This window comes from Embleya scabrispora DSM 41855 (assembly GCF_000372745.1).
GTDB lineage: Bacteria > Actinomycetota > Actinomycetes > Streptomycetales > Streptomycetaceae > Embleya > Embleya scabrispora.
In genome coordinates this window covers 64429-89482 of sequence record NZ_KB889674.1, presented here as the reverse complement: position 1 = coordinate 89482, position 25054 = coordinate 64429, and the positions used below count along the sequence as shown (strand labels likewise).

Annotated in this window: 18 protein-coding genes and 2 pseudogenes; 14 read left to right on the top strand and 6 right to left on the bottom strand. The window is 70.2% G+C overall.

From position 1 onward, the window contains the following. The first annotated feature begins 2 nt into the window (after window positions 1-2). From A3IC_RS0125225 to A3IC_RS56510, 5 genes are all read left to right on the top strand, one after another. Window positions 3-1283: a M24 family metallopeptidase gene (locus A3IC_RS0125225; protein WP_063744875.1), complete on the top strand. Its 1281-nt coding sequence runs from the start codon at window positions 3-5 to the stop codon at window positions 1281-1283. Continuing rightward, window positions 1280-2209 carry an alpha/beta fold hydrolase gene (locus tag A3IC_RS0125220; RefSeq protein WP_020552843.1) on the top strand — a complete coding sequence of 310 codons (930 nt, stop codon included), beginning with the start codon at window positions 1280-1282 and terminating at the stop codon, window positions 2207-2209. Before A3IC_RS0125225 ends, A3IC_RS0125220 begins: the two co-directional genes overlap by 4 nt. Next, a complete protein-coding gene (locus A3IC_RS56515; RefSeq protein WP_020552842.1) occupies window positions 2206-3369 on the top strand; it encodes an aromatic ring-hydroxylating oxygenase subunit alpha in 1164 nt (387 codons plus the stop codon). The genes A3IC_RS0125220 and A3IC_RS56515 overlap by 4 nt, the downstream gene beginning before the upstream one ends. A 51-nt stretch (window positions 3370-3420) precedes the next feature. Beyond that, entirely contained in the window at window positions 3421-4647 is a 1227-nt protein-coding gene (locus A3IC_RS0125210; RefSeq protein WP_020552841.1) for an NAD(P)/FAD-dependent oxidoreductase, read from the top strand. A 217-nt stretch (window positions 4648-4864) separates the two neighbouring features. After that, complete coding sequence (locus tag A3IC_RS56510; protein ID WP_020552840.1) at window positions 4865-6118, top strand: PucR family transcriptional regulator; 1254 nt, start codon at window positions 4865-4867, stop codon at window positions 6116-6118. A gap of 96 nt (window positions 6119-6214) precedes the next feature. On the opposite strand, the gene A3IC_RS56505 is transcribed toward A3IC_RS56510, so the two are convergent. From A3IC_RS56505 to A3IC_RS0125190, 3 genes are all read right to left on the bottom strand, one after another. Beyond that, window positions 6215-7564 carry a serine/threonine-protein kinase gene (locus tag A3IC_RS56505; protein ID WP_020552839.1) on the bottom strand — a complete coding sequence of 450 codons (1350 nt, stop codon included), beginning with the start codon at window positions 7562-7564 and terminating at the stop codon, window positions 6215-6217. Window positions 7565-7968: 404 nt separating this feature from the next. Continuing rightward, on the bottom strand, window positions 7969-9078 hold the full coding sequence (locus A3IC_RS0125195; protein ID WP_020552838.1) for a hypothetical protein: 1110 nt from the start codon (window positions 9076-9078) through the stop codon (window positions 7969-7971). A 2-nt stretch (window positions 9079-9080) separates the two neighbouring features. Next, window positions 9081-10148 carry a hypothetical protein gene (locus A3IC_RS0125190; protein WP_026218712.1) on the bottom strand — a complete coding sequence of 356 codons (1068 nt, stop codon included), beginning with the start codon at window positions 10146-10148 and terminating at the stop codon, window positions 9081-9083. Between the two features lie 484 nt (window positions 10149-10632). On the opposite strand from A3IC_RS0125190, the gene A3IC_RS0125180 reads away from it, so the two are divergent. From A3IC_RS0125180 to A3IC_RS0125145, 6 genes and pseudogenes are all read left to right on the top strand, one after another. Further along, the gene (locus tag A3IC_RS0125180; RefSeq protein WP_026218711.1) at window positions 10633-11223 is read left to right on the top strand and encodes an isochorismatase family protein; all 591 of its coding nucleotides are present in this window, start codon (window positions 10633-10635) and stop codon (window positions 11221-11223) included. A gap of 57 nt (window positions 11224-11280) precedes the next feature. Then, window positions 11281-13542 (top strand): DHA2 family efflux MFS transporter permease subunit, encoded by a 2262-nt coding sequence (locus A3IC_RS0125170; RefSeq protein ID WP_245599456.1) that lies wholly within the window; start codon window positions 11281-11283, stop codon window positions 13540-13542. A 65-nt stretch (window positions 13543-13607) separates the two neighbouring features. After that, window positions 13608-14033, top strand: a pseudogene (locus A3IC_RS56500) (transposase); the annotation flags it as partial. A gap of 183 nt (window positions 14034-14216) precedes the next feature. Then, entirely contained in the window at window positions 14217-15422 is a 1206-nt protein-coding gene (locus tag A3IC_RS0125160; protein ID WP_020552831.1) for a cytochrome P450, read from the top strand. Window positions 15423-16154: 732 nt separating this feature from the next. Further along, window positions 16155-17219, top strand: a complete 1065-nt coding sequence (locus A3IC_RS0125150; RefSeq protein ID WP_020552829.1) for a type III polyketide synthase — start codon at window positions 16155-16157, stop codon at window positions 17217-17219. Window positions 17220-17456: 237 nt separating this feature from the next. Continuing rightward, window positions 17457-17978 (top strand): AAA family ATPase, encoded by a 522-nt coding sequence (locus tag A3IC_RS0125145; protein WP_020552828.1) that lies wholly within the window; start codon window positions 17457-17459, stop codon window positions 17976-17978. 104 nt (window positions 17979-18082) lie between these two features. Here the strand turns inward: A3IC_RS0125145 and A3IC_RS0125140 are convergent, their stop codons facing one another. The 3 genes and pseudogenes from A3IC_RS0125140 to A3IC_RS0125130 all read right to left on the bottom strand — a co-directional run bounded on the left by A3IC_RS0125140 (window position 18083) and on the right by A3IC_RS0125130 (window position 19571). Beyond that, window positions 18083-18631: a DUF1062 domain-containing protein gene (locus tag A3IC_RS0125140; RefSeq protein ID WP_020552827.1), complete on the bottom strand. Its 549-nt coding sequence runs from the start codon at window positions 18629-18631 to the stop codon at window positions 18083-18085. Window positions 18632-18842: 211 nt separating this feature from the next. Continuing rightward, window positions 18843-18947: pseudogene (locus A3IC_RS71350) on the bottom strand (IS5/IS1182 family transposase); the annotation flags it as partial. Between the two features lie 21 nt (window positions 18948-18968). Next, window positions 18969-19571, bottom strand: coding sequence for a TetR/AcrR family transcriptional regulator (locus A3IC_RS0125130; RefSeq protein ID WP_020552825.1), 603 nt, complete (start codon window positions 19569-19571; stop codon window positions 18969-18971). 119 nt (window positions 19572-19690) lie between these two features. Between A3IC_RS0125130 and A3IC_RS0125125 the strand changes: the two genes are divergently transcribed. From A3IC_RS0125125 to A3IC_RS0125115, 3 genes are all read left to right on the top strand, one after another. Beyond that, window positions 19691-21292: a flavin monoamine oxidase family protein gene (locus tag A3IC_RS0125125; RefSeq protein WP_026218708.1), complete on the top strand. Its 1602-nt coding sequence runs from the start codon at window positions 19691-19693 to the stop codon at window positions 21290-21292. A 200-nt stretch (window positions 21293-21492) separates the two neighbouring features. Next, window positions 21493-22320, top strand: a complete 828-nt coding sequence (locus A3IC_RS0125120) for an ABC transporter ATP-binding protein (protein ID WP_020552823.1) — start codon at window positions 21493-21495, stop codon at window positions 22318-22320. An 11-nt stretch (window positions 22321-22331) separates the two neighbouring features. Further along, window positions 22332-24866, top strand: coding sequence for an ABC transporter permease (locus tag A3IC_RS0125115; protein WP_020552822.1), 2535 nt, complete (start codon window positions 22332-22334; stop codon window positions 24864-24866). Window positions 24867-25054 lie beyond the last annotated feature (188 nt).

Genomic DNA, 25054 nt, shown 5'->3' with positions numbered 1-25054 from the left:
CCATGACGTCGTCGCAATCGGAACTCGACGCCTACATCCGGGGACAGGAGAAGCGCCTCGCCGAACGCACGCCGCAACTGCCCTTCGAACCGGCCGAATACGCCCGGCGGATGACGGAACTGCGATCGCGGATGGCCCGGCAGGGCATCGACATCCTGATCCTGTCCTCGCCCGACGGCATGTGCTGGCTGCACGGATATGACGCTCGGTGGTATCGCTCGCACTCCTCGACGCGGTTCCCGCCCACGCAGTGCACCATCGTGCACCTCGACCACGACCGGGCATACCTCATCGAGACACCCGAGCACGAACAACTGGCTCATCTCACCTCCCACGCGACGACGTTCCGCGGTGTCCCGGGCACCGGCATCGGCGGCGAGATCACCCTTGAGGACTTCGTGTCCTTCCTGGCCGAGGAACTCGCCGCACACGGCCGGCCGAACGCGACCGTCGGGGTCGAACGGTGGAGCTCGGTACCCAATCCCGCGGTCCAGACCGCGGTGGAGGCCACACTGACCTCACACGGCTACCGGATGGTCGACGGCACCGCGGCGGTCCGGGCCGCACGGCGCCTGAAGTCCGCGGCCGAGATCGCCGTCATCGAACGCGCGCAGGCCGCCTGCGACACAGGTATCCGCGAACTGCGGCGCCGGGTGCGCGTCGGCATGACCGAACTGGAGGCGTGGAGCGTCTACATGAGCGCGGTGATCGCCGCGGGCGGCGAACCGTCGGCCATGCACGAGACCATCGCCGCGGGTGCCCCGATGCCGATGCTGCACGGGAGCAGCAGCCGCCGGCCGTTTCGACACGGCGACCACTTCCACACCGACGTCGCCGCGGCCGTACACCGCTACCACGCCCGCGCGACACGCCCGTTCCACTTCGGCGAACCACCGAGGGAACTGGCCGCGCTGGCCCGGATCGTGGCCGGCGCCCACGACGTGCTGACCGCCACCGCCCGGCCGGGCCTGCCGTTTCGAACCCTGAACCGCGCGCTGCGCGAGTACTACGCGGACGCCGGCGTCACCGCCGACGGCTGGGCCGGCGGCTACGAGCTCGGCGTGTCCTTCCCGCCCGACTGGGTCGGCGAGTTCTGCTGGTCCAGCACGGACCGGGAAACCGACGAGGTGATCGAGAACGGGCTGGTCACCAACTTCGAGAGCTGCGCCTTCGTGGCCATGGTCGACACCGTGGTGTTCGACGACGACGGGGCGCGACTGCTGTCGTCGCTGCCGCGCGAACTGCTGATCGTCGGCGACGACGGAAGGGGAGGCACCCGATGAGTACCGGGGGGCAGGCGATGAGGACCGAAAAGATCACGACCGCACAGGGCTTCAAGCTCCACTGCACGGTCGGCGGCGCGGGCCGGAGCCTGCTGCTCGTCCTGCACGGCGGCCCCGGGGGCGACGGCGCGGGCTACCTGGAGCCACTGCACCGGCTGGCCGGCCCCACCCGCACGGTGGTCACCTTCGACCAACTCGGCACCGGAGGCTCCGAGGTGCCACCCGACTCCTACACCTGGGGCGTCGAACAGGCGGCGGCCGACGTCGACGCCGTTCGTTCGCATTTCGGCGCGGAGCGCGTGGACGTGTTGGGGCATTCCTGGGGCGGCATGCTCGCCCTGCAATACGCCCTGGACCACCCTGCCCGCGTGCGTCGTCTGGTGTTGTCCAACACCGCCTCCAGCGCCGCCGCGATCACCGCCGACTTCCTGCGGCAAATCCTCGACCTGCTGCCGACGCACGAGGCGGTCGCCGCGCTGACCGCCGACGTCCTGGCCGACCACGGCGATCCCCTGTTCCGCTCGGCCGTGGGGCGATGGCTCGCCGCGTACTCCACCAACGACGACGCGGCGGCGGCCCTGGAGGGCATGACGGAGGCCCTCGCGCCGGGGCCGGCGGGCGTGGGGCTGTGGGGAGACCGCCTGTGGTTCGCCACGGGCGCGCTGCGCGGTTGGGACGCCGGGCCGCGGCTCGGGGAGATCACCGCACCCACCCTGATCCTCAACGGCGGCCGCGACATGTCGGGCCCCGCCGCGAACCGGACGCTCGTCGACGGGATCCGCGACAGCGAATGGATCACCTTCAACCGCAACGGCCACATCATGTTCGACGAATCCAACGCGGGGACCTGCCTCGCGGTCGTGGGCTCGTTTCTGGACGGCCGGACCACGTCCGCCGACATCGACAAGGAGGATCGGGCGATATGACCGTCGATCAACACGGTGCGAGTGCGATCATGCGGACGCAGATCGAACGCGGTCTCGGCATCCCGCGCGATCTCTACCTCTGCGAGGAGTTGTTCGAGCGCGAGGTCGACGCGATCTTCGACAGGACCTGGCTGCCGGCCGGACACGTGTCACAGTTGTCCGCGCCGGGCCGGTATCTCACCGTCGAGAGTGGCCGGGAGAGCATCGTGGTGGCCAGGACCGCGGAGGGCGATCTCGCCGCGTTCCACAACGTGTGCCGCCACCGCGGGGCCCGCCTGGTGGACCCCGGTTGCGGCTCCGCGCGCCGCCTGGTGTGCCCGTACCACCAGTGGACGTACCGGATGGACGGCTCCCTCCAGGGCGCGCCCAAGATGCCGGCGGACTTCGATTCCGCGCGGCACCCGCTGCCCCGGGTCCATGTGGCGACCTGGCAGGGACTGGTCTTCGTCAGCCTGGCCGCCGACCCCGGCCCGTCACCGCAAGACCTGCTGGGAGTCGGCGAGCCGCTCATCGCCCCCTTCGACCTGGCCGGTGCCACCGTCGCGCACAGCGTGACCTACGACGTCGCGGCGAACTGGAAACTGGTCTGGGAGAACGCCCAGGAGTGCTACCACTGCACCGCCAACCACCCCGAACTGCTCAAGGCGTTCGACGTGACGGGCGCGGGGTCCGCGCAGGCCGATCCGGGCGACCTCCACCGCAGCGCGGACAACCGCGTGCAGTACGCCAGGTTCACCCTCAAGGCCGGGGCCGCTTCGCTGACCGTGGACGGCCGACCCGCCTCGGCCAAGCCGATGGGCGAGTTCGCCCACGGACGCGAGCCGTACACGGTGGCCCTGCACCTCAAGCCCACGTTCGCCGTCGTGTGCTCGCCCGACTACGCCGTGGTGCTGCGCGACCGCCCGATCTCGGTGGACCGGACCGAGGTCACCATGCAGTGGCTGGTGCGCGGCGACGCCGAAGCGGACGTGGACTACGACCTCGACAATCTGATCAAAGTCTGGGACCGGACGAACCGCCAGGACTGGGCGCTGTGCGAACGCACCCAACTCGGCGTGCGATCACGGTCGTTCGAGCCGGGACCGCTGTCCGATGACGAGTCGTCCGTGGCCGCGTTCCATCGGGCGTACGCCGAAATGCTCGCCGGGGCCGGGCTGTGATCGGTGCCCGGCCTTGATTCGTGAACTTCCCTCCTCCGGAAAGGAATCGCCATGGCGGACAGGGCACAAACGGACATCGTCGTGGTCGGGGCGGGGGTCCTCGGACTCTCGGTGGCCTGCCATCTGCTCGACCGCAACGCCGGCCGGGTAGTCGTGGTCGACGCGGACACACCGGCCGCGGGCACCTCCGGCGCGGGCGCGGGCTTCGTGGGCCTGTGGGCGGCCGGCTACGCGGACTTCTTCACCGACGGCGAGCTCACCCTGGAGCAGTACGGCATCGACTACTACCGCGACCTCGCCGAACACGGCGCGTCGATCGACCACCGGGTGAACGGCAACCTCTACGCCGCGACCACCGAGGACGGTTGGCGGCGCTGGGTCGAGCCCGTCGTGGGGCACGCCTCGGCGCCCCCGGGCACCCGAGGTCTGTCCCCGCGCGAGACGGCAGAGGCCACCGGGGGCGTGCTGTCCGCGGAGTCCGTGGTCGGCGCGGCCCTGCATCCCGGCGGCATCCAGATCAGCGCGGGCCGCGCCACCCGGGCACTCGCCGACCGACTGGTGGCCGGAGGCGGCGTGCTGCGCACCCACACGCGCGTGACCGGGCTGCTGACCTCGGACCGGGCCGTGACGGGCGTGCGTACCGCGGCGGGGGACATCACGGCGAAGTCGGTGGTCCTCGCATGCGGCGCCTGGACCAATGCGCTGGTCCCCGCGCTGGGCTATCGGGCACCGCTGATGCGCGTGGTGGCCACCAGGGTGATCTCGCCCCCGTCCGGCGTCGGCGCCGACATGCCGACGGTGATGGTTCCGGACCTGTACGGCCTGTGGCTGCGCGAGCACCGCGGCGGCCTCACCTACGGCAACGGCGACGGCTACGCGCCGCTCTTCGAACTGGACGGCGCCCTCGGCGAAGGCGGCCGGCCGCACGCCGGGCAGCTGGTCGAACGGCTGGCGGAACTGCTGTCTCCCAGGCTCCGCAAGCTGGTGCCCGCACACGACACCTCGGTCGGCTGGTGGCTCCAGGGGGTGCCGTGCATGACGCCGGACCGACGCTTCCTCGCCGGACCCGTCCCCGGCGTGCGCGGAGTACACGTCGTCACGGGGGACAACGAGGCCGGGGTGACCCACGGGCCGGGCCTGGGCCGGATGATGGCGGATTTGATCCTCGACGGCGGCAGCACCTGGATCGACCCGGCGGACTACCGGCTCGACCGCTTCGCGCCCGGCACGTTCCCCACCGAGCGGTCCGTCCTGGCCGCGATGCCGGCCCGGCGCTGAGGGGCGCCCCGATGCTCGACCGGCCGCGCGTGTACGGGCGTTCTTCGAACGCTCCCGCGCTTCCGCACTCGGCGATGTCCGCGATGTCGGCGGCGCGGCCGAGCCGGTGGTATCGCCGGCCGGATGACCACGTGCCGGCAGCGGCACCCGCGCAGGGTGCCGCGATCCCGGCCACCTCACGACCGACAGGGGTTGACGTCCGATACACACTGATCGCATGAGTGAGCTGCAACGGCTCACCGATCGGGTCGGCGAGCGGCTGGGACGGTCGGTGGCCATCGACGACACGAGGATGCGGCTGCAGTCGCACAGCCCTCACTACGGCGCCGTCGACGAACAACGGCTGGCGTCCATCCTGCGCCGCCGGGCGAACGACGAGGCCATCGGGTGGGGGCACCGGCACGGCATCCAACACGCCACCGGCTGGGTGCGGCTGCCGGCCAACTCGGACCTGCAGATGCTCAGCCGGGTGTGCGTGCCCATCCGCTTCCGCACCCTCCACCTGGGCTACCTGTGGATCATCGACCCCGACGGATCGCTGACACACGAGCAGCTGGACTTCGCCGAACAGTCGGCCTCGGAGGCCGCCGACGTCATCTACCGCGCCGGTCTCGTGTCCGACCTGCAGAGTGCCCGTGGGCGCGAACTTCTGCGCGACCTGCTCAACGACGACGCCGCCATCCGCACCCAGGCAGTCAGCGGCCTCGCCGAGGACGCGCTGCTGGAGATCGACCGCCCGGTCCAAGTACTCGTTCTGGACACCTCGGAACCGGCCGGCGAGGCGGACCGGACCGCGACCGCGGACCTGGCGCTGACCCATGCCCGGCGGCTGCTCCCCACCCGGCGCAGCCTGCACCTGACCAGGCCCCACCACGCACTCCTGGTCGTCGCCGTCGACCGGGACCTGCGGGCGACGGACCTGGCCGCCCAGGTGCAGGCGGACTATCTCGACGGCCTCGGCCGCGACACCGTCCGCAGCGCGCGGGTGGGCATCGGCGATCCGGTGGCGGCCCTGGTCGACGCCCAGTCCTCGTACCGGCAGGCGCTACAGGCGGTACGCGTGAGCCGGGTGCTCGGCCTCGATCCGATCGTGGAGTGGTCCCGACTGGGCATCTACCGCCTGCTGGCGGAGCTCAACGTCGAACAGGCGGCCCTGGACCTGCTGCATCCGGCCCTGGACAAGCTCGCGAAGCACGACGCCGGCGGCCAACTCCTGGACACACTGGAGACGTTTTTGGACCTTGCCGGGGACGTCAAGGCGTCGTCCGAGCAACTGCTCGTACACCGCACCACGCTCTACCACCGGCTGGCCAGGATCGAGGAGATCGGCGAGGTGAACCTCGCCCGCGGCAGCGACCGTCTCGCCCTGCACCTGGGCCTGAAGATCGGCCACCTCTACGGCCGCTATGCACATACGAAGTCGTCGATGGGCAAGGGCGCCACGGAGCCGCCGCCGGCTCGGGGCGGCTGACCCGAGGCGGCAAAAGCCGTCCAGCCGACGGCATTCCGGCCGTCGTTCGAGGCGGGTCGGGTCCAGTGTCCGGGGCGGGTCGGGTCCGGTCCGGGTCTACTTCTCCGCCTTGTCGGGAGGTTCACCGGATTTGTTCTTCTTCTCCTTGGTCTTGGGGTCGATCTTCGGCTCCTTGCTGTTCGAGCCTCGGGTCGGGGACTCGTCGCCGGTGGGGGAGGAGACCTGGTTGTCGACGAAGGGGGTCGTGCCCCGGGGCGGAGGGGGAGCGATCGCGCGCGTGGGTAGCGCCGAGGGCGTGGGGGTGGAAGCCGTCGTCGGGGTCGCCGCGGGCGGGGGCAGGGACTGTGTGGAAGGTGGGAGGGGCTCGGTGGTCGGTGCCGGACGGCTGTTGTCCGCGTCCGGGGCGGCGTGGTTGTCGAGAACCGCCATGGTCGCCCCGGTCGCGCCCAGGATGATGCCGGCGACCACCCCTGTGGTCAGCAGGCGATGTCGTCTCCGCCGCACCACCTTCGTACCGGATGCGGCCAAGGTCGAGGCCGAGGCGGACGCGGAGACCTCGCCGACGGACGCGTGGCGGGTCGTGGCTTCGGGTACGCGCGGCGCGCCGGACGTGGGCGTGGACGACGCGGCGGCTTCGAGCAGGCGGACGCAGTCGGCGGCGCCGGGCCTGGCGGCGGGGTCGGTTCGGGTCATCGCCTCGATCACGGAGGCGAGTTCGCCGGGCACGTAGGACGGGATGTGCGGCGAGCGCAGTGAGCGCGTCAGGGCGGCATCGAGGGAGGCTCCCGGATATTCGCGTTCGCCCTTCAGTGCCTCAAGCAGAACCAGGCCGAGGGCGTGCACGTCGCACGCGGGCCCGGAGCCCTGGCCGAGGATCTGTTCGGGCGCGAGGTAGGGGATGGTGCCGACGATCGTGCCGGGTGTGGAGCGGGTGGGTTCGTCGACGAGACGCGAGACCCCGAAGTCCGCCAGGTACGCGGCGTCGCCGGGACCGATCAGGACGTTGGACGGCTTCACGTCCCGATGCACGATGCCGGCCGCGTGTACGTGTTCCAACGCCGAGGCCAGTCGCACGCCGAGCCTTGCCACCCGGTCGCTCGTCAGCGGGCCGTCCAGTATGTGCTCCCGCAGGGTGACGCCCCTGATCAGGCGCATCACCACATATGTGCAACTCTCGTGCCAACCGACATCGTGCACCGTGACGAGGGCAGGATGCGTCAACCGACCCAGCAGCACCGCCTCCTGGCAGAACCGTTCCGCCGTCACCGCGCACGTACCGGGTTGGAAGATCTTGACCGCGACCTCCCGCCGCAGTCGCAGATCGACGGCCCGGAAGACATCGGCGGTACCGCCCGCGCCCAGCAGTTGCCCCAGGCGGTAGCGACCGTCGAGGATGCCGCCGCTACGCGGAAGGGGACGCCGTATTCGGCGCGGCAATGCCGTCATGCAATCTCCTCGGCTCGGTCCCGACAATGCCCGGGTCCCTACCCATCCCTCGCCGGCACATGCCGAAGCACGACCCGAACGCCGGGAACTCCGCGTGCACCGCGGGACAAATGGCGTGTTCCCCGCGCGCGAGGGACAACGATCGCCCACATGGAGGTAGTGCATCGCGTGCGTGGCCACTTTTCGCCGGGGCCCGACCCCAACAAGACCTCGGTGACCGGCCGAAGACGCGGCAGCCGCCCTGATCGGCTCGCGGCCGGCAGGTCGACGACATACACGAGGGTCTCGTTCGGCCGCGTGGCGCCGAACGCCTCGGCGGGTGGGATGACCAACCGCACGCGACTCGGCGGCGGCCGATCTCACGAACTCGGCCGTCCACTTCGGGCGGAGCCCCGTTCGTCATCTCAGCCGAAGCGCAGGACGCGTGCGGCGAAGGTGCCCTCGGGGCCGTCGGCGCGGCCGACCGACCAGACCGTCGCCGTGCCCGGTACCGGTGCCAGCAGGAACACCCGGGAATCGCCCTCCCCGGCCACCGCCGGTTCGCTGTACTCGGTGAACGACTGTCCGTTCCAGGCAAGGAAATCCGGCCCGGGGACAAGCGGCGGATAGCTGCCCGGCGGGCCCCACTTCTGCGAGCGGGCCACCGAGACCCAGATCGGCGCGCCGGAAGTGGTGGGTGCCAGTGAGCTGATCGAGCCGAAGTCGGTGGGCACGGCCACCCTGCTCCACGCCTGCCCGTCCCAGCGGACCAGCAGTGGCGGAATCGGCCGGCCCGGCGGCCCGCCGACGAACCCGGCCGTGCCACCGGCCCACACCTCCGTCGGCGAGACCGCCAGCACACTGCCCACGGCCGACCGAGGGAACCCGTCCACGATCGTCTGCCGCCACGTCTGCCCGTTCCAGTGCGACACGGTCGCACCCGAGTCGGTGGCGCCCGCGGCCCAGACGTCGTCGGCCGCCAGGATGTGCAGGCCGTACACGAATCCCGGCGGCACCGGCACGTCCCGCCAGCCGTTCCCGTGCCGGCGCAGCAATACCTGCGCGCCGTTTCGCGAACCGATCAGCCAGGTCTCACCGCCGCCGGCGACGACCTTGGTCAGCGCGACACCGCGCGGCGGCCGGCTCTCGTACCAGGCGATGCCGTCGAAGCGGAGCAGGTGGGCGCCGCCCGCCGAGTCGCGGCCGACCGCCCAGACCGCGGTCGGTGAGGTCGCGGCGATGGACAGCAACTCTCCCTGCCAACCGATCCCGGGCAGGCTCTGCCGCTGCCACGCGCTTCCGTCCCAGCGCAGTATCAGCGGGAAGCCCGGCGCCTCGCGACCGACGGCGTCGGCACCCACCGCCCACGCCCGGTCCGGCCCCAACGCCACGGCCTCGTTCAGCCCGGCCTGTGGACGTACCTGTGCCGGGACCGGAACGGGTTGCCAGGACGGGGGTTCCGCCCCGGCCGAGCCCATGGTCGTCGCGATGGTCACGGCGACGGCGAGGGCCGCGACGAGAAGTCTGCGTGCCATGGTCAGCCTCCCAGCCGCTCGCTCATCAGGTTCGGTTTCGAGCCGTAGATCTCGACGGTCCCGAAGGACAGCAGTGAGGACCCCGCTCTCGCGAGCGCACGCGGTTTGACGTCGATCGCGTTGGTGCGCTCCGGGCCGTAGGAGAAGGTGGTGCGCAGGCCGTCCACCCGTGCGTACCGGGACTGGAACGCGCGGTCGCTGCGCACCGGCAGCCACAGCGCGCCGTCCGGACCGCGCACCATGGCCTCGGTGTCGGTGTCGCCCAACGGTGGGTAAGTGGTGTGCCAGGCGTGCCCGTTCCCGGTCATCAGGTACGTGCGGGCCACGCCGTCGGTATACCGGCTGCCGCCGATCGTGACCCGGCCGGACGGTTCGAGCATGATCGTGTGCACGTTGCTGTTCGGCGGCAGCGATACCTTCGCGTCCCGCCACGCCGTGCCGTCCCAGCGCAGGACGGTGGTCCCGGTGTCGGTGTCCGCCCAAGCCCAGGCGTCGGTGGCGGTACGCGCGGTGATCCCCATCAGGTACAGCACACCGTCCGGGGTGGACTGGGTGGTCCAGCCGGAACCGTCGTAGCGCAACACCTTCAGTCCGGTGTCGTCCTCGCCGATCACCCACGCGGCACCCGGTACCGCGGCGAAGTCCTGATAGGTCCACAGTTCCTGCGGCAGCGGGACGGCACTCCACCCGCCCGCCGATCGGCGCAGGATCTCCACGACCCCCGCGCGGCTGTGGAGGATCCACATTTCCTCGCCGACGAACTGCATCTTGCCGAGCCAGCCCGGCTCACCGGCGCCGGGGATGGTCGTGTCCCGGCTCCACGTCGTGCCGTCCCACCGGTACAAGATCGGCCGCCATTCATCGGCGGCGTACTCGTACCCCGTCGCCCACGCCTCGCCCGGCCCGCGGGCGGCGAGATCGGACACGATCACCGGTGGGGCCGCCGCCGGCACCGGCAGCGCCGACCAGCTCCGCGGCACGGCCGCGGCGGGGGAGACCACCACAACCGGGGACACCACTGCGGCACACGCGACGACAAGGCAGACGATGAACGCACGGAGACCGTTCACGAGACCTCCCCAGAACGCGAAGGTCGCTCAGCCTATTGACGTTCACCCACCCGCGAACAGACGCCATTCGGCCGATTACAGTTGTTTCCGGAAGCCCACCGTGCCGTGCGACTCCCGGAGCCGCGAGCGCGGTTCGCCATTCGGCCGGAGCTTCGGCCGCAGTCGGTCCGGCGACTCGGACACCGACCCGGCGAGCCACGATCGCCGGCGCGATCGGCGGGTGCAAGTCGGCGACGGCCCACGACCCGACCGGCCGCGGCACCACCCCGCCGACATTCTCCCCCGCGGCCACGGCACCGCGGTGTTCGCCGCGGAACCGTCGGGTCCGGGGTGAAATTCGTCGGCTGTGTGGGTGAGGCGGGCCTGTCGAGCCCGCGGCGGTGGCGAGACGGTTGGTAGAACGCGGGGGTGACGAGGAACCGTCCGTGCTGTTCCGGCGCGACGTCGTCTTCCTGTTGTTTCGTCGGGCGAAAGGGTGACCGTGATGAGCCGGGGCTTGATCGTGGTGGACGTGCAGAACGACTTCTGTGAAGGAGGCAGCGTTCCCGTCGCCGGTGGGGCGCGCCTGGCCACGGCGATCGCCGATCTGGTCGAGCGAAGCGCGGGCGGCGACTACGCATACGTCGTGGCCACCCGGGATCACCACATCGACCCGGGAACCCACTTCTCCGACGACCCCGACTTCCGGGACAGTTTCCCGGTCCACTGCGTGGTAGGGGAGGCGGGCGGCGAGTTCCATCCCGGCTTCGCCCCGGTCGTCACCGGTGGCAAGGTCGACGCCGTCTTCTTCAAGGGCGCCCACAGCGCCTCCAAGAGCGGCTTCGAAGGCTTCGATGCCCAGGGCGCCCCCTTGGCCGACTGGCTGCGTGCTCGTGGGGTGGAGGACCTCGACGTGGTGGGTATCGCCACCGACCACTGCGTACGGGCGACCGCGCTGGACGCCGTCGCGGCGGGGTTTCGCGCGCGCGTACTCCTGGACTACTCGGTCGGCGTCGCCTCGGACACGACCGCCGCGGCCGTGCAGGACTTCCACCGGGCCGGCGTCGCCGTTTCCGGCGAGACGCCGACACGTTAGGCGTATTTCCCCCATGGGTTGGGGGTGAGAGCCGGAGATCCGCGCGCCTTCGAGGAGTTGTTCGTCGAGCACTCCGGATCCGTCTACAACCACGCCTTCCGTCTGATCGGCGATTGGGCGCTCGCCGAGGACGTGGTGGCCCCGACCTTTCCGGAGGCGTGGCGATTGCGCGGCAGGGTCGCCGAGGACGGCGGGTCGCTGCGGCCGTGGCTGCTCGGCGTGGCCGGCAACGTCACCCACGACAACCGCCGGACGAACAGACGACATCAGGCGGTGCTCGCCAGGCTGCCGCGCGAGCAGGTGGTGCCCGACTTCGCCGACGTGTTGGTCGAACGGATCGACGACACCCGCACCATCGCCCGGTCCAGTCGCTGCTCGGCGCGCTGCGCCGTCATGAACGCGACGTCATCGCCTTGTGCGTGTGGGCCGGCCTGGACTCGGCCGCCGCCGAAGCACTCGGCGTACCGGTCGGCACGGTCCGGTCCCGACTTGTCCAGGGCGCGCGCCAAGCTCAGGCGGCTCGCCGAACGCGAGCAGCCGCCGAATCCGGAAGCGCGCGTGCCGCTCGACGACACCGGCGAAGCCCGACGTCCCGAGACCGCAGCCCGAACCCACACAACGCCGGTCCTTTTGCCGCGGACAGCACCAACCACGCGTCGTTCGCGGCTGCTTCGGTGGTCGACACGTGCGTTATGTCCTCGAATGGAACCATTTGAATTTCCGGTCGATAGGTGGCCTCCGGGCACTCATTGCATGGTGGTGCGCGCAACGGAACTTCCGGAAGGAAAGCGCACCATGCGTAAGTGGGGGCCGCTCATCGCGGTGAGCCTGGGAGCGTTCATGCTCCTCATCGATACAACGGTGGTGCTCGTCGCACTGCCGGACATAGCCAACAGCACGGGGTCGTCGTACGCCGATCTGCAATGGGTGATGGACGCCTACGCACTCGCACTGGCCGCACTCCTGCTCGGAGCCGGTGCGCTCGCCGACATCATCGGGTGCAGGAAGGTGTACCTGTTCGGCGTGCTGGTCTTCACTCTGGCCTCGCTGCTGTGCGGGCTCGCGCCCGGCATCGGCACGCTGGTGGCGGCGCGGGTGCTCCAGGGCATCGGCGCCGCGGCGATCTTCGCGACCTCGATCGCGCTGATCGGTTCGGCGTACCAGGGCCGTGACCGGGGCATCGCGTTCGGCGTGTGGGGTGCCGTCTCGGGCGCGTCGGCCGCGCTGGGGCCGGTGGTCGGCGGAATCCTGACCGAGCAGGTGGGGTGGCGGTCGATCTTCCTGGTCAACATCCCGGTCGGCGTGGTCACGCTGGTGCTCGCGTCGCGGATGTTGCGGGAGTCGCGCGGGGTGTCGGGTACGCGGGTGGACCTGCCGGGGATGGCGGCGTTCACAGGAGCGGCCGGGGTGCTGACGTACGGCCTGATCCGGGCGGGGGAGAGCGGTTGGAGCGACATGGGGGTGTGGCTCGCGCTGGGTGGCGCGGCGGCGGCCTTGATCGCTTTCGTGGTGATCGAGAGCCGGGTCGCGGCGCCGATGTTGGACCTCCGGCTGCTGCGGAACCCTTCCTTCAGCGGGATCCTGCTGGCCGGACTCGCCCTGCAGTTCTCGGCGTTCGCGTACTTCCCCCAGGTGTCGGTGTGGCTCCAGTCGCAGCTCGGCCACGGCCCCGTGAAGGCCGGACTGATGTTGTCCCCGATGGCGGGCACGGCCTTCGTCGTCGCGGCACTCGCCGGGCGGCTGCAGCTGCGGGGGGTCGCACCGCGCTGGATGATCGGCGGCGGGCTGGTGTTGATCGGCATCGGCGCGCTGCTGCTCGGCCTCACGAGCGCGGGCGACGACTGGACGGCCCTCGTGCCGGGCCTGGCCGTCTCGGGGGTGGGAGTGGGGCTCGGTACGCCCGCGCTGTCCGGGGCGGTTTTGGGCGTGGTCCCGCCGCAGCAGGCCGGCATGGCCGGTGGGGCGCTCAACACGTTGCGTCAACTCGGCTTCGCTCTGGGGATCGCGCTCACAGGTGTGGTGTTTCGGAGCAAGGCCGAGTCGGTTTTGAATGACGCCGGAATCGGCGATGCGCATGACGCGGCCGAGGCCCTCGCGGGTGGGCGCGGGGGAACGATCCCGACGCTGCGCACGGGGGCGGGGCAAGAGGCGTCGCAACATGCCTACGTCTCGGGGCTGGACGCGGTGGTGACACTGGCCGGCGTCGTCGGGGTGGTCGCCGGGATCGCGGTGATGGCGTTGGTCAAGAGCGGCACGTCGACCGCGCCGACTCCGGCACCGAGCAGCCCGGACGCGGCACCGGACCCGGTCCGGGCGTAGCGGGGTACGAGGGGCGGGCGCGCGGCTCCCGCGCACCCGCCCCTCGCGCGTCGTCGCTGTACGGGCACAACACCGGGTTCCTTGAGGACGGCGCCGCCTCGCCGTGCGTTTCGCGGCAGTACACCGGCACCGCGGGCAAGGTCACCAACTGCCGGGTCGGGGTATCGCTGCACATGGCCTCCCGACACGCCTCGACGGCGATGGACCGGCGGCTGTTCCTGCCCAGGGGCTGGGACCCGGCCTCGCCGGACGCCGACCCGGCCGAGGTCGCCCGTCGCGCCGCGTGCGGCATCCCCGACGACGTCGGCCACGTCGAGAAGTGGCAGTTGGCCCCGGACATGCTCGACGAGGCCCTCTCCCGGGGCATCGACGTACCCCTGGCCGTCGCCGACGCCGGGTAGGGCGACGCCGCCGCGTTCCGCCCGGGCCTGGAGGCACGCGGCCTGGACTGGGTGGTGGGGATCTCCACCACCCGGACGGCCCATATGGCCCGCCGGGAACGGCGAGCCGGTGCAGTTCCACGGGCCAGAACCTTCCGCATCACCGGGATGGTCAAATCCCCATGGACAATTGCCCCGGAGCGGTGCGTGCCTCGGAAGACGATCGGGTACCTGTGACCTGTTCATCCCGATAGGTACCGAACCATCCGTCAGATCCGATATCCGGAGCCCCGTATGGAACCAGCCTCCACGCCGCGGAATTGTCCGTTCGACTATGCCGAGGCCCTCGAATTCGATCCGCTGCTCAAGCAACTGCAGAACGACGAACCCGTTGCCCGCATCCGGCTGCCCCACGGCGACGGGGAAGCATGGCTTGTCACCGGCTATGACGACGTACGCACGGTGACCACCGACCGGCGTTTCAGCCGCAGCGCCATCATCGGCCGGAACTTCCCCCGGATGACCCCTGAACCCATCGTTCAGGACGAGGCGATCAATGTGATGGACCCACCGGCCAGCAGCCGCCTGCGCAGCCTGATCTCCAAGGGTTTCGCGCCGCGCCACATGGAACGCATGCGGGTCCGTACCCAGCATGTCGTGGATGAGCTGCTGGACCGGATGGAGGAGCACGGTTCCCCCGCCGACCTCTTCGAGCACCTCGCGGCCCCCCTGCCCCTGACCACCATCTGCGAGGTCCTCGACATTCCCGAGGGTGACCACGTTCGACTGCGCGCCCACGCGCGCACCATGATGGACGTCGGCATCGACAACCGGGACAACGCGGTACGCGCCAAGGCCGATCTCCGCGCCTACTTCGCGAAGCTGACGGCGCACCGGCGCGAGAACCCGGGTGACGACCTGATCAGCGCGCTGGCCGCCGCCCGCGACGGGGACGAGCTCCTCAACGATCAAGAACTGACCGTCATGGCCATGGTCCTGCTCATCACCGGCCAGGACACCACCACATACGAGATCGGGAACATCGCATACACCCTGCTCACGCGTCCCAAGGAGCTGGCCATGTTGCGTGCCCGCCCCGAGATGCTCCCGCAGGCCATCGAGGAACTGCTGCGCTTCATCCCCTTCCGCAAGGGCGTCGGCATTCCCCGCGTCGCCACCGAGGACGTGGAACTGAGCGGGGTGAAGATCCGAGCGGGAGACATCGTGCACGTCTCCTACCTGACGGCCAACCGGGACGGCGGGAAGTTCGACCGGCCCGACGAGCTGGACCTGGAACGCGTCGCTCCGCCCCATATGACCTTCGGCTGGGGTGGCCACCATTGTCTCGGTGCCCCGCTCGCCGTCACAGAGCTCCAAGTCGCACTCGGAACCCTCCTGAAACGCTTCCCTGACCTCCGGCTGGCAAAGCCGGCCGAAGAAGTGGCCTGGAACAAGACATCGATCTGGCGTTATCCGCTCGCACTGCCCGTCGCCTGGTGACGTCGACGCGCCGGCAAGGCATCAGGCTCTTCGTGCAACCGCAGCACGCGATCAGGGCCACCCATGAGGCGACGCCCGTGGAGACCCACCGTGCTGTGGCCCGGGTCCGGCCCTGGCGCAGGAGCGCCCGACTGCCGCGCGCGGCCCAGGCGCCGCCTGGCAGGTGAGTCGATGCCTGGCGGCAGGGCGGCCCCCGTGTCCGGCTCCGTGGCTCGCACCGCGCGACGGAGCGGGGGCGGCTCGCCCCGAGTGGTGATCACCGGTCCGCGGGATGGGTGACAGCCGCCCCGCAGCGGTGCGTCTCCCGCCGTGGGGCGGCTCCTCGGCGGGCCGGTCGTGCACGCGCTGGGCAGCGCCGGGCACGGGCGGTCCGCCCGCCGTGGCCGAGGACGAACGAGTGCCGCATCGATCCTCGAAAGGCGGAAACCCGGAAGATTCCGGGGCTCCCGGACTCCGCTCTCCGTCCGACGTGCGACCCTCACCCGCCTGTCGTAGCGTGATCTCCGGGCCGATCGAAGGTACGGCCGAAATTCATCCGCGCATACGGTGAGAATTCAGCGCATTCGTCGATCGGTCCGTCCATGCCCATCCAGGGCATCGAAACTTCGGCGCCGCAACCAAAAAGTCTGTTCCGTGTCGCCCCACGCACGGTGCCGCAGTGGTTACCGACACGTGCCCCCGCATCCGGTCAGGGCTCGGTCGTGTGGTTCATCGTCCGCTAGGAGGAGATCCATGGCGGTACTCTGCAAGCCCGCAATCGCAGTTCCCGAATACGTCATCACCAACGACGAAACCCTCGAACTGGCACAACGGCTGCACGGCGACCATCCGCAGCTCGATCTGATCCTCCGTCTGATCGAACACACCGGGGTTCGGAAACGCCATCTGATCCAGCCGATCGAAAAGGTGCTGCAACACCCGGGGTTCGATGCGCGCAGCGAAATCTACGAGGCGCAGACCAAGGCCCGCGTCCCGGCTGTTGTCCGCCGGGCACTGGACCATGCGGAACTCGAGCCGTCGCAGATCGACTTGATCATCTACGTCTCCTGCACCGGCTTCATGATGCCTCCGCCGACCGCGTGGCTCATCAACACGATGGGCTTTCGGCCGGAGACACGGCAGATGCCGATCGCGCAACTGGGCTGTGCGGCAGGTGGCGCAGCCGTCAACCGGGCGCACGACTTCTGCACGGCGTACCCCAACCGCAACGTGCTCGTGATCGCTTGCGAGTTCTGCTCGCTGTGCTACCAGCCCACCGACCTGGGTGTGGGGTCCCTGCTGTCCAACGGCTTGTTCGGCGACGGGATCGCCGCCGTCGTGGTCCGGGGCCAGGGCGGCACCGGAATCCGTCTGGAACGCAACGGGTCGTACATCATCCCAAACACCCAGGAATGGATCTCCTACGCGGTCCGGTCCACGGGCTTCCACTTCCAGCTCGACAAGCGCGTGCCCGGAACCATGGAGCCACTTGCCCCGGCCCTGAGCGCCCTCGCGGAACAGCACCGGTGGAACGTCGGCAAGCTGGACTTCTACATCATCCACGCCGGCGGTCCGCGCATCCTGGACGACCTGAGCCGCTTCCTCGACGTGCCGCCCGAAGCGTTCCGCTTCAGCCGGGCCACGCTCACCGAGTACGGCAACATCGCCAGCGCGGTGCTACTCGACGCCCTGGCCCGCATGTTCGACGAGGCGTCGACCCTCCATGGCCAGCGCGGCATCATGGCCGGCTTCGGACCGGGCATCACCGCCGAGATCTCCTTGGGAACGTGGACCTCGGCGCCCGAGACAAGGGCGTGAGCCACGCATCCGCACGGTGTGTGCCCGGCAACCTGAACGGGAAGCCCTGGGCCACACCAATCCCGGCCCCCGGGCATCAGGCGCCGTCCGCAGCTTGAGGCCCGGGGGCCGCCCTCATGCCCGTCCGATGATGGAGGGGACGTCAGGCTCCCTCTCGGCCGATCCGGCAATACCGCTGCATACGGTCACGACAAACCGCACACTCGAGCTGACCAAGCACCACTAGGGTCGGATCCCATGATCGTATGGCTCAACGGCACCCATGGCGCGGGCAAGACGACGACCAGTGCACTGGTGCAGCAACTGATCCCGGATTCACGGGTGTTCGATGCCGAAAAGGTCGGCGAGACACTGATGGACATCACGCCGGGGCTGCCCGGGACGGACAACTTCCAGCACTGGCCGCCGTGGCGCCAACTCGTCGTCGAGACCGCTCGCCGCGTGCTCGACTACACCGGCGGCACTCTGGTGATGCCCATGACTGTCCTGGTCGAGCAGTACTGGCGCGAGATCAGCACGGGCCTCGCCCGACATGCCATCCCGGTGCGGCACTTCGTGCTGCACGCCGACCAGGAGACCCTCCGCGGGCGCATCGAGGGGGACACTCTTCTCGGTCCCTCCCCATTCCGCCTCAAATACCTCGATCCCTACGCCGAGGCGGCCCGCACGTGGCTACACGGCGAGGCCGAGGTCGTCGACACCACGCACCTCACACCGGCCCAGGTCGCCCTGCGGATCGCAGCGGCCGTCAACAATTGAAGTTCGCCCGCCATGGGAACCGGGGTCCCGGTTCGGCCCGGCACCGCAAGGTCGGGGCCTGTCCGGCGGATCGTGCCGGACAGGCCCCTGGTTCCCGGGAGGGCTCAGCGCTTGAGCGTGAAGGTGAAGTCGCCGGAGAGCTTGCCGCTCAGCCGTACCGCCGAAACGAGTTTCCCCTCCTCGATCAGTCTGTCGACCTCGGCCCGGGAAAGACCGCAACCTTCGGCGATCAGTCGCACCGGTCGGACAGGGATCCGCGCCGCGAAGCGGACCGAGACGTCGATCACCTCGTGGTCCGGGTGATTTGATCCGTCGGTGTCGAGGCGCCAGGCGTTGTCCCAGTCGAGGGCGATGCGATTACGGCGCCGCACGACCGGATCCTGGAGCAGCTCGGCTGTCAGGCCGGGGTCGTTGTCATGCAGCCGGTCCAGCAACTCGGGTCGTATGGAGCGCACATGCACCCGCTCCAGGACCGTGAGCCTTGCCGTTTCCCCGCACGCGGTACAGAGCGCGAGGAGCCAGGCGTCGATGAGCTTGTGGTTCGCGTTGACGCGAAATTTACCGCTTGGCCGGAAGTGCTCGCGCGCGCACGTGTGGCAGCGGCGGCGGACGAGCGGCAGGCAGGTGGGTACGACCACCCAGGTTTTGAGCACAGAAGTACACCGGTTCCGGTGAGAAGTCCGCAGCAAGAAAGAGCGCGGCGCACATGCGCGACGCGCGACGATTCAGCGCTCGGGAGGTCTCACAGGGTGTACAACGGCGCGTCCTTGACTAGACGACTGGGTTCGGCAGCACGGTAATGGCGCGCAGCGGCGCTGCTCCACTGGTTTTCGAGCGCCTCACCGCCACGTGCCGTCCGGCGGATCATGGACGAAGCCGGAGCCGGAGCCGGATCGCGGCGACGGTGACGGTGCCCTGGATGACGTAGGCCCGCTTGTCGTACCTGGTGGCCACGGCCCGAAAGTCACGACGCGGAGCCGCGCGGCCGATTCAGGCGGGTTCCGCCCCCAGGAACCGGGTGAGCAGGAGCCGCAGCATCGGGGACTGGTCCAGCGGTGCGAAGTCCGGGTCGGTGGCGACTCGGGCGAAGAGGCCGTCGATCTGGGCGGCCACCCACGTCGCGGCCCCGTCCGGGTCCAGGGTGTCGTCGATTCGGCCGGCCGCGGCGGCGCGGCGCAGCAAGTCGGCGATGCCGGCGCGCAGTTGGCGGTCGTTGTGGGCCACCAGGGCGCCGATGCCCTCGTCGCGCCGGGCCTCGGCGGCGGTGTCGAGGGTCAGGCCCGCGTAGGCGGGGTCGGCCGCCAGGCGCACCACCGCGTCGATCAGGTCGAACAGGGCGGCCAGCGGGTCTTCGGCGCGGGCCAGGTCGGCGAGGTAGGTCGCGGTATCGGTTCCCTCCTGTTCGACCAGCGCGACGATGATCGCGTGCTTGCTGGGGAAGTAGTGGAAGACGTTCCCGGGACTCATGCCGGCGCGTGCGCAGATGTCCGCGGTCCGGGTTCCGTGGAAGCCCTTGTCGGCGAAGCAGGCTGCGGCGGCTTCGAGGATCTGGCGACGTTTGGCGGCGTGCTTGGCCGGGTCGACTGTGCGCATGGCCTGCCTACCTTACCTGGGCGACCCGAGCTGTTTGATGTGCCGGGCGTGACTGGGTTAATAATAGACCGACCCGTCGAACTATCAATCGACATCTTCGTTCCAGAGGAGGCACATCCATGACTGACCCCCGACGACCCGGCCGGCCTACCAGCCGTCGCGGATTCCTACAGGCCGTGGGCGCGGTGGGCGGAGCCGGGGCGGCGTTGACCGCGATGGGCGCGCTCGGGCTCGCGCCGACGTCGGCGAGCGCTGCCACTCCGCCCTTCCGTGCGCCGCGCGAGTCCGACTTCACGCTCACCGGCCGCAGCGCGGCGAGCGTCGCGGTGGTGGGCGCCGGAGTGGCGGGGTTGACCGCCGCGTACGAGTTGCGCAAGGCCGGCCACGATGTGACGGTGCTGGACGCGCGCCCTCGGATCGGCGGTCGCAGTCTCACGGTGCGTGCCGGAGACACCCTGACCGACAAGAACGGCGTGACGCAGCGGGCGGGTTTCGCGCCGGGCCAGTACTTCAACGCCGGACCGGCGATGTTGCCGCAGTGGTCGGTCAGCACGGACTACTGCCGCGAGTTGCACGTGCCGTTGGAGGTGTTCTCGGTGTCGAACGCGAACACATTCGTGTTCGACCCGAACCGGCCGGACCGGATGCGCTATCAGACCGCTCGGGCGGACGCGTACGGCGTGGTCGCCGAACTGTTGGCCAAGGTGACGAACCAGGGTTCCCTCGACCGGCAGTTGACCGCGGCCGACAAGGAACGTCTGCTGGGGTTCCTGCGGACCATGGGCGATCTCGGCGCCGACGGCGCCTACGCGGCCGACCCGCGGCGGCGGGGGTTCGCGGTGCACCCCGGCGCGGCAGGATTCCCCGGTGAACCGCTGCCCCCGCGGGGCTCGCTGGATCGCGTGTTCTCGGAACAGCTCTCGCGGCACTGGTACCTGGACGCCGGCTTCGACATGGCGTCGACGCTGCTTCAACCGGTCGGCGGCATGGACCGCATCGTCGAGGCCCTGGCGGATTGCATCGGTCGGCCGCGCATTCGATGCGGTGTCGAGGTCACGTCCATCACCGACGGCCCGCAGGGCACGCGGGTCGAATATCGCGGCTCCAGGAGTGGTGCCCTCGACGTCGACTACTGCATCGTGACCACGCCTCCGCGCGTGGCGGCGCGCATCGCCGGGCTGTCGACCGACGTGGTCCGCCTGCTGGGCGGCTTCATGGCGGAGTTTCCCGGCAAGGTCGGGCTGGAGTACCGCAGTCGGTGGTGGGAGGACGACCACGCGATCTACGGCGGCCTCACGTCGTACGGGCGGGACGGGTCGCTGTGGTACCCGTCGTCCGGCTACCACGGCGAACGCGGCGTGATGGTCGCCTACTTCGAACAGGCGGAGACGACGATCCAGTCGTGGTCACCGGCCAGGCGGGCGGCCGAGGCGGTCGATCGCAACGAGCGGGTGCACGGTGCGAAGGCCCGTACGGAACTCGCGAGTTCGATCTCGGTGATGTGGGGCCTCGAACCGTTCATCGAGGGCGGCTGGCAGGCAGCCGATCAAGAGAACAACGGCGCCGTCAACACCCCGGCGTTCCGGCCGCTCACCGACCCGAGCGGGAGGGTCTTCTTCGCCGGCGATTGGCTCGGCAACATGCTGGGCTGGCAGCACGGCTCGATGGTGTCGGCGCGGCAGGCGGTCGAGAAGGTGCACGCGCGCGCCTTGGCCGGCTGACCGGGCCCGCCTCGCGTCGTACGACGCGACGGTCTTCCGTCAACCTTGAGGCTGACCCGTTCCTACCCCGCGTGGCGGACGTCGGCGTCGCATCCCGCCCATAAATTAGACCGACTAGTCGATCTACTATTCGGTTCGCCCTTCCGGGCGCACCGGCCCGCGCCTCGATAGAGGCGCGGGCCCCACCTCTGGAGAACCCGATGAGCACACCCCGCCACTCTCGAAGCGTCGCCGACTCACGTCCGCCGTCCGGCCAGGACGCGCCGTACGCCGCCATCGCCGCGAACCTCATGAAGGTCTACGGCGAAGGGGAGACCGAAGTCCGCGCCCTCGACGACGTGTCCGTCGGCTTCCGCAGCGGGGAGTTCACCGCGATCATGGGGCCCTCGGGCTCCGGCAAGTCGACCCTGATGCACTGCATGGCGGGCCTGGACAAGATCTCCTCGGGCTCGGTGCGCCTGGGCGACATCGAACTCGCGTCGCTCGACGACACCGGGCTGACCCACCTGCGCCGCGACCGACTCGGCTTCATCTTCCAGGCGTTCAACCTGCTGCCGACGCTGACCGCACTGGAGAACATCACCCTCCCGCTCGACATCGCCGGACGTCGGGCGGATCCGGCGTGGCTCGACATGGTCATCGAGACCGTCGGCCTGGGCAACCGCCTCGACCACCGGCCCGCCCAGCTGTCCGGTGGACAGCAACAGCGCGTCGCGTGCGCCCGCGCCCTCGCCGGACGCCCCGAGATCATCTTCGCCGACGAACCCACCGGCAACCTCGACTCGCACTCGGGCACCGAAGTCCTCAACTTCCTGCGCGCCTCGGTCACCGAGAACGGCCAGACCATCGTGATGGTCACCCACGACGCGGTCGCCGCCTCCTACGCCGACCGGGTCCTGTTCCTCGCCGACGGTCGCATCGTCGACGACATGGCCGCGCCCACCCCCGACCGGGTGCTGGAGCGCATGCGCGCGTTCAACCGGAAACCCGACGAAACCACCGCCGCCGTCTCCGCCCTCCCTCTCTGAAGGACGCGACCTTGCTTCGCACATCCCTGCGCAACCTTGTCGCCTACAAGGTGCGCCTCGCCCTCACCGCGCTCGCCGTCGTCTTCGGCGTCGCGTTCGTGGCGGCCGTCCTGGTCTTCGGCGACACCCTGAAGGCGGCCATGACGGACGCCGCGCTGCGTGAGCACCGCGGCATCGCGGCCGATGTTCGGGCCACCAAGTACGCCGTCGAGCACCTCCAGACCCCGCCCCTGGACGAACCCCTCGTCGGGAAACTGCGCGCGCTGCCCGGCGTCGCGTCGGTCACCGGCCATGTCACCGGCTTCACCGCCGTCGTCGACCGCAACGGCAAGCTCGTCGGGAAGAAGTCGAGCGCGACCGGCGCCAACGCGGTCCCCGGCCGCGACGGAAAGGACCCCCGCTACACACTGACCGCAGGACGCCTGCCCGCGAAGGCCGGCGAGGTCGCGCTCGACACCAAGACCGCGAAGGCCGCGGGATACAAGGTCGGCGACCGGATCCGGATCGTCGCCCGCGGGCCCGTACTGGACCAGACCGTCGTCGGCGTCTTCACCACCGACAGCGCCGCCGTCGAGGCCGGCGGCTCACTCACCCTCCTCGACACCGCCACCGCCCAGGAGCTGTACCTGGAACCCGGCGTCTACGGCGAACTGCGCCTGAACGCACGACCCGGCACCACCCAGGAGCAACTCCGGGCCGCCGTGGCCCCGTTGGTCCCCAAGGGAGCAGAAGCCCTCACCGGCGACACGCTGCGCCAGGACGACCGGAACAAGGTGAACAAGGAGATCGCCTCCCTGCGCACTCTGCTCCTGGTGTTCGCCGGCATCGCGCTGTTCGTCGGCAGCTTCATCATCGCCAACACCTTCGCCATGCTCGTCGCCCAACGCACCCGCGAACTCGCCCTGTTGCGCGCCATCGGCGCCACCCGCAAACAGGTGACCCGATCGGTGATGTTCGAGGCACTCGCGGTCGGCGTCGTCGCCGGACTCGCCGGGTTCGTCATCGGCATCGGCCTCGCGGTCGGCCTGCGCGGCATCCTCAACAACGTCGGCGCCGACCTCACCCCGGGGCCGACCATCGTGACCACCGCGACGGCCCTGTGGAGCCTGACCGTCGGCATCGGCGTCACCCTCCTCGCCGCCTGGCTGCCGGTACGCCGAGCCGCCAAGATCCCGCCCGTCGCGGCGCTGCGCACCAACCTGCCGCCCAGCACGTCGAGCCTGCGCCGCCGCAACATCGCCGGCGCGGTGACGATGCTGCTCGGCGGCGCCGTACTCCTCGCCGGCATCAAGGGCTCGGCGACCGGCAACGCCAAGGTGTTCACCGTGATGGGCGGCGCGGGCATCATCCTGGTCGGCGTCATCGTGCTCACCCCCCTCATCGCCACCCCCGCGGTACGCGCTTTCGGCGCGCTGCTCCAGCGCGTGTACCCCGTCGAGGGCCGGCTCGCGTACCAGAACGCGGCCCGCAACCCGCGCCGCACCGCCGCCACCGCGGCCGCCCTGATGATCGGCATGGTGCTGGTCACCTCACTGACCGTCTTCAGCACATCGCTCAAGCAACTGGTCGACCGCACCCTGTCCAAGGGCATCACCGCCGAATTCGTGCTCAGTTCTTCGGCGGAAGGGCAGGCACTGGCGCCGGAGATCGCCGCCACCGTCGCGAAGGTGCCCGGCGTCACCGCCGTCAGCCCCGTCCGCGAGGCGCGGGTGAGTGTCGACGGCAAGGAACACAACGTCACCGCGGTCGACCCGGCAAGCGCGTTCTCAGTGCTCGCGACCACCTTCACCCAGGGCGGCCCGCAATCGCTCCCGACCGGGCTGCTGGTGTCCAAGCAGACCGCCGACGACCGCAAATGGCGGGTCGGGACGTCCGTCGCGGTCACCTTCCCGGACGGACAACGAGTCCAGCTGCCCATCGGCGGAATCTACGACCAAGCACCGATGCTCGGCGCCCTCACCGTCTCGCTCCGGACGCTGACGCCGCACATCGACGTCGTCGGCGACGACTTCCTGCTGGCCAAGGTCGCGCCCCAGTACAAGGACGGGATGCGCGACGCGCTGCGCAAGGCGGTCGGCAACAGCCCCGCCATCAACGTGCAAACGTCGAAGGAGGTACGCAAGGACTTCAACAAGCTCTTCGACATCATGCTCAACATCGTCTACGGCCTGCTGTCGATGGCGATCGTCATCGCGGTGCTCGGCGTGGTCAACACGCTGGCCATGTCCGTGTTCGAACGCACCCGTGAGATCGGCATGATGCGGGCCATCGGACTCGACCGCCGGCGCACCCGACGGGTGATCCGCCTGGAATCCTTGATCATCTCGCTCTTCGGCGGCCTGCTGGGCGTCGCACTGGGCCTGATCGCCGGCGTCGGCGGCACCAAGGGCATGGCCCGCTCCACCAGGGACCTCACCGTGGTGATCCCCTGGGACAGAGTGCTGATCTTCCTCATCCTCGCCGCGATCGTCGGCGTCCTCGCGGCGGCGTGGCCCGCCCGACGCGCCGCGAAACTCGACGTCCTCACCGCGCTGCGCACCGACTAGACAACGACCTGCTCCCCGGCCGCGCCACCCACGCGGCCGGGGCCACCCCTGACCTCACGGACCGAAAGGCGCGCGTCCCATGCGAGCCCACACCACCCGAACCCCCGGCTTCACCGGCCCCGAACGCCATCGCTGCGATCACGGCCACCCACGTGACCAACGGCTCGACGGGATCGCCCCACACGGCC

Coding starts and splice junctions, on each gene's coding strand:
- A3IC_RS0125225 (WP_063744875.1), top strand. CDS start 3: ATGACGTCGTCGCAATCGGAACTCGACGCCTACATCCGGGGACAGGAG.
- A3IC_RS0125220 (WP_020552843.1), top strand. CDS start 1,280: ATGAGTACCGGGGGGCAGGCGATGAGGACCGAAAAGATCACGACCGCA.
- A3IC_RS56515 (WP_020552842.1), top strand. CDS start 2,206: ATGACCGTCGATCAACACGGTGCGAGTGCGATCATGCGGACGCAGATC.
- A3IC_RS0125210 (WP_020552841.1), top strand. CDS start 3,421: ATGGCGGACAGGGCACAAACGGACATCGTCGTGGTCGGGGCGGGGGTC.
- A3IC_RS56510 (WP_020552840.1), top strand. CDS start 4,865: ATGAGTGAGCTGCAACGGCTCACCGATCGGGTCGGCGAGCGGCTGGGA.
- A3IC_RS56505 (WP_020552839.1), bottom strand. CDS start 7,564: ATGACGGCATTGCCGCGCCGAATACGGCGTCCCCTTCCGCGTAGCGGC.
- A3IC_RS0125195 (WP_020552838.1), bottom strand. CDS start 9,078: ATGGCACGCAGACTTCTCGTCGCGGCCCTCGCCGTCGCCGTGACCATC.
- A3IC_RS0125180 (WP_026218711.1), top strand. CDS start 10,633: ATGAGCCGGGGCTTGATCGTGGTGGACGTGCAGAACGACTTCTGTGAA.
- A3IC_RS0125160 (WP_020552831.1), top strand. CDS start 14,217: ATGGAACCAGCCTCCACGCCGCGGAATTGTCCGTTCGACTATGCCGAG.
- A3IC_RS0125150 (WP_020552829.1), top strand. CDS start 16,155: ATGGCGGTACTCTGCAAGCCCGCAATCGCAGTTCCCGAATACGTCATC.
- A3IC_RS0125145 (WP_020552828.1), top strand. CDS start 17,457: ATGATCGTATGGCTCAACGGCACCCATGGCGCGGGCAAGACGACGACC.
- A3IC_RS0125130 (WP_020552825.1), bottom strand. CDS start 19,571: ATGCGCACAGTCGACCCGGCCAAGCACGCCGCCAAACGTCGCCAGATC.
- A3IC_RS0125125 (WP_026218708.1), top strand. CDS start 19,691: ATGACTGACCCCCGACGACCCGGCCGGCCTACCAGCCGTCGCGGATTC.
- A3IC_RS0125120 (WP_020552823.1), top strand. CDS start 21,493: ATGAGCACACCCCGCCACTCTCGAAGCGTCGCCGACTCACGTCCGCCG.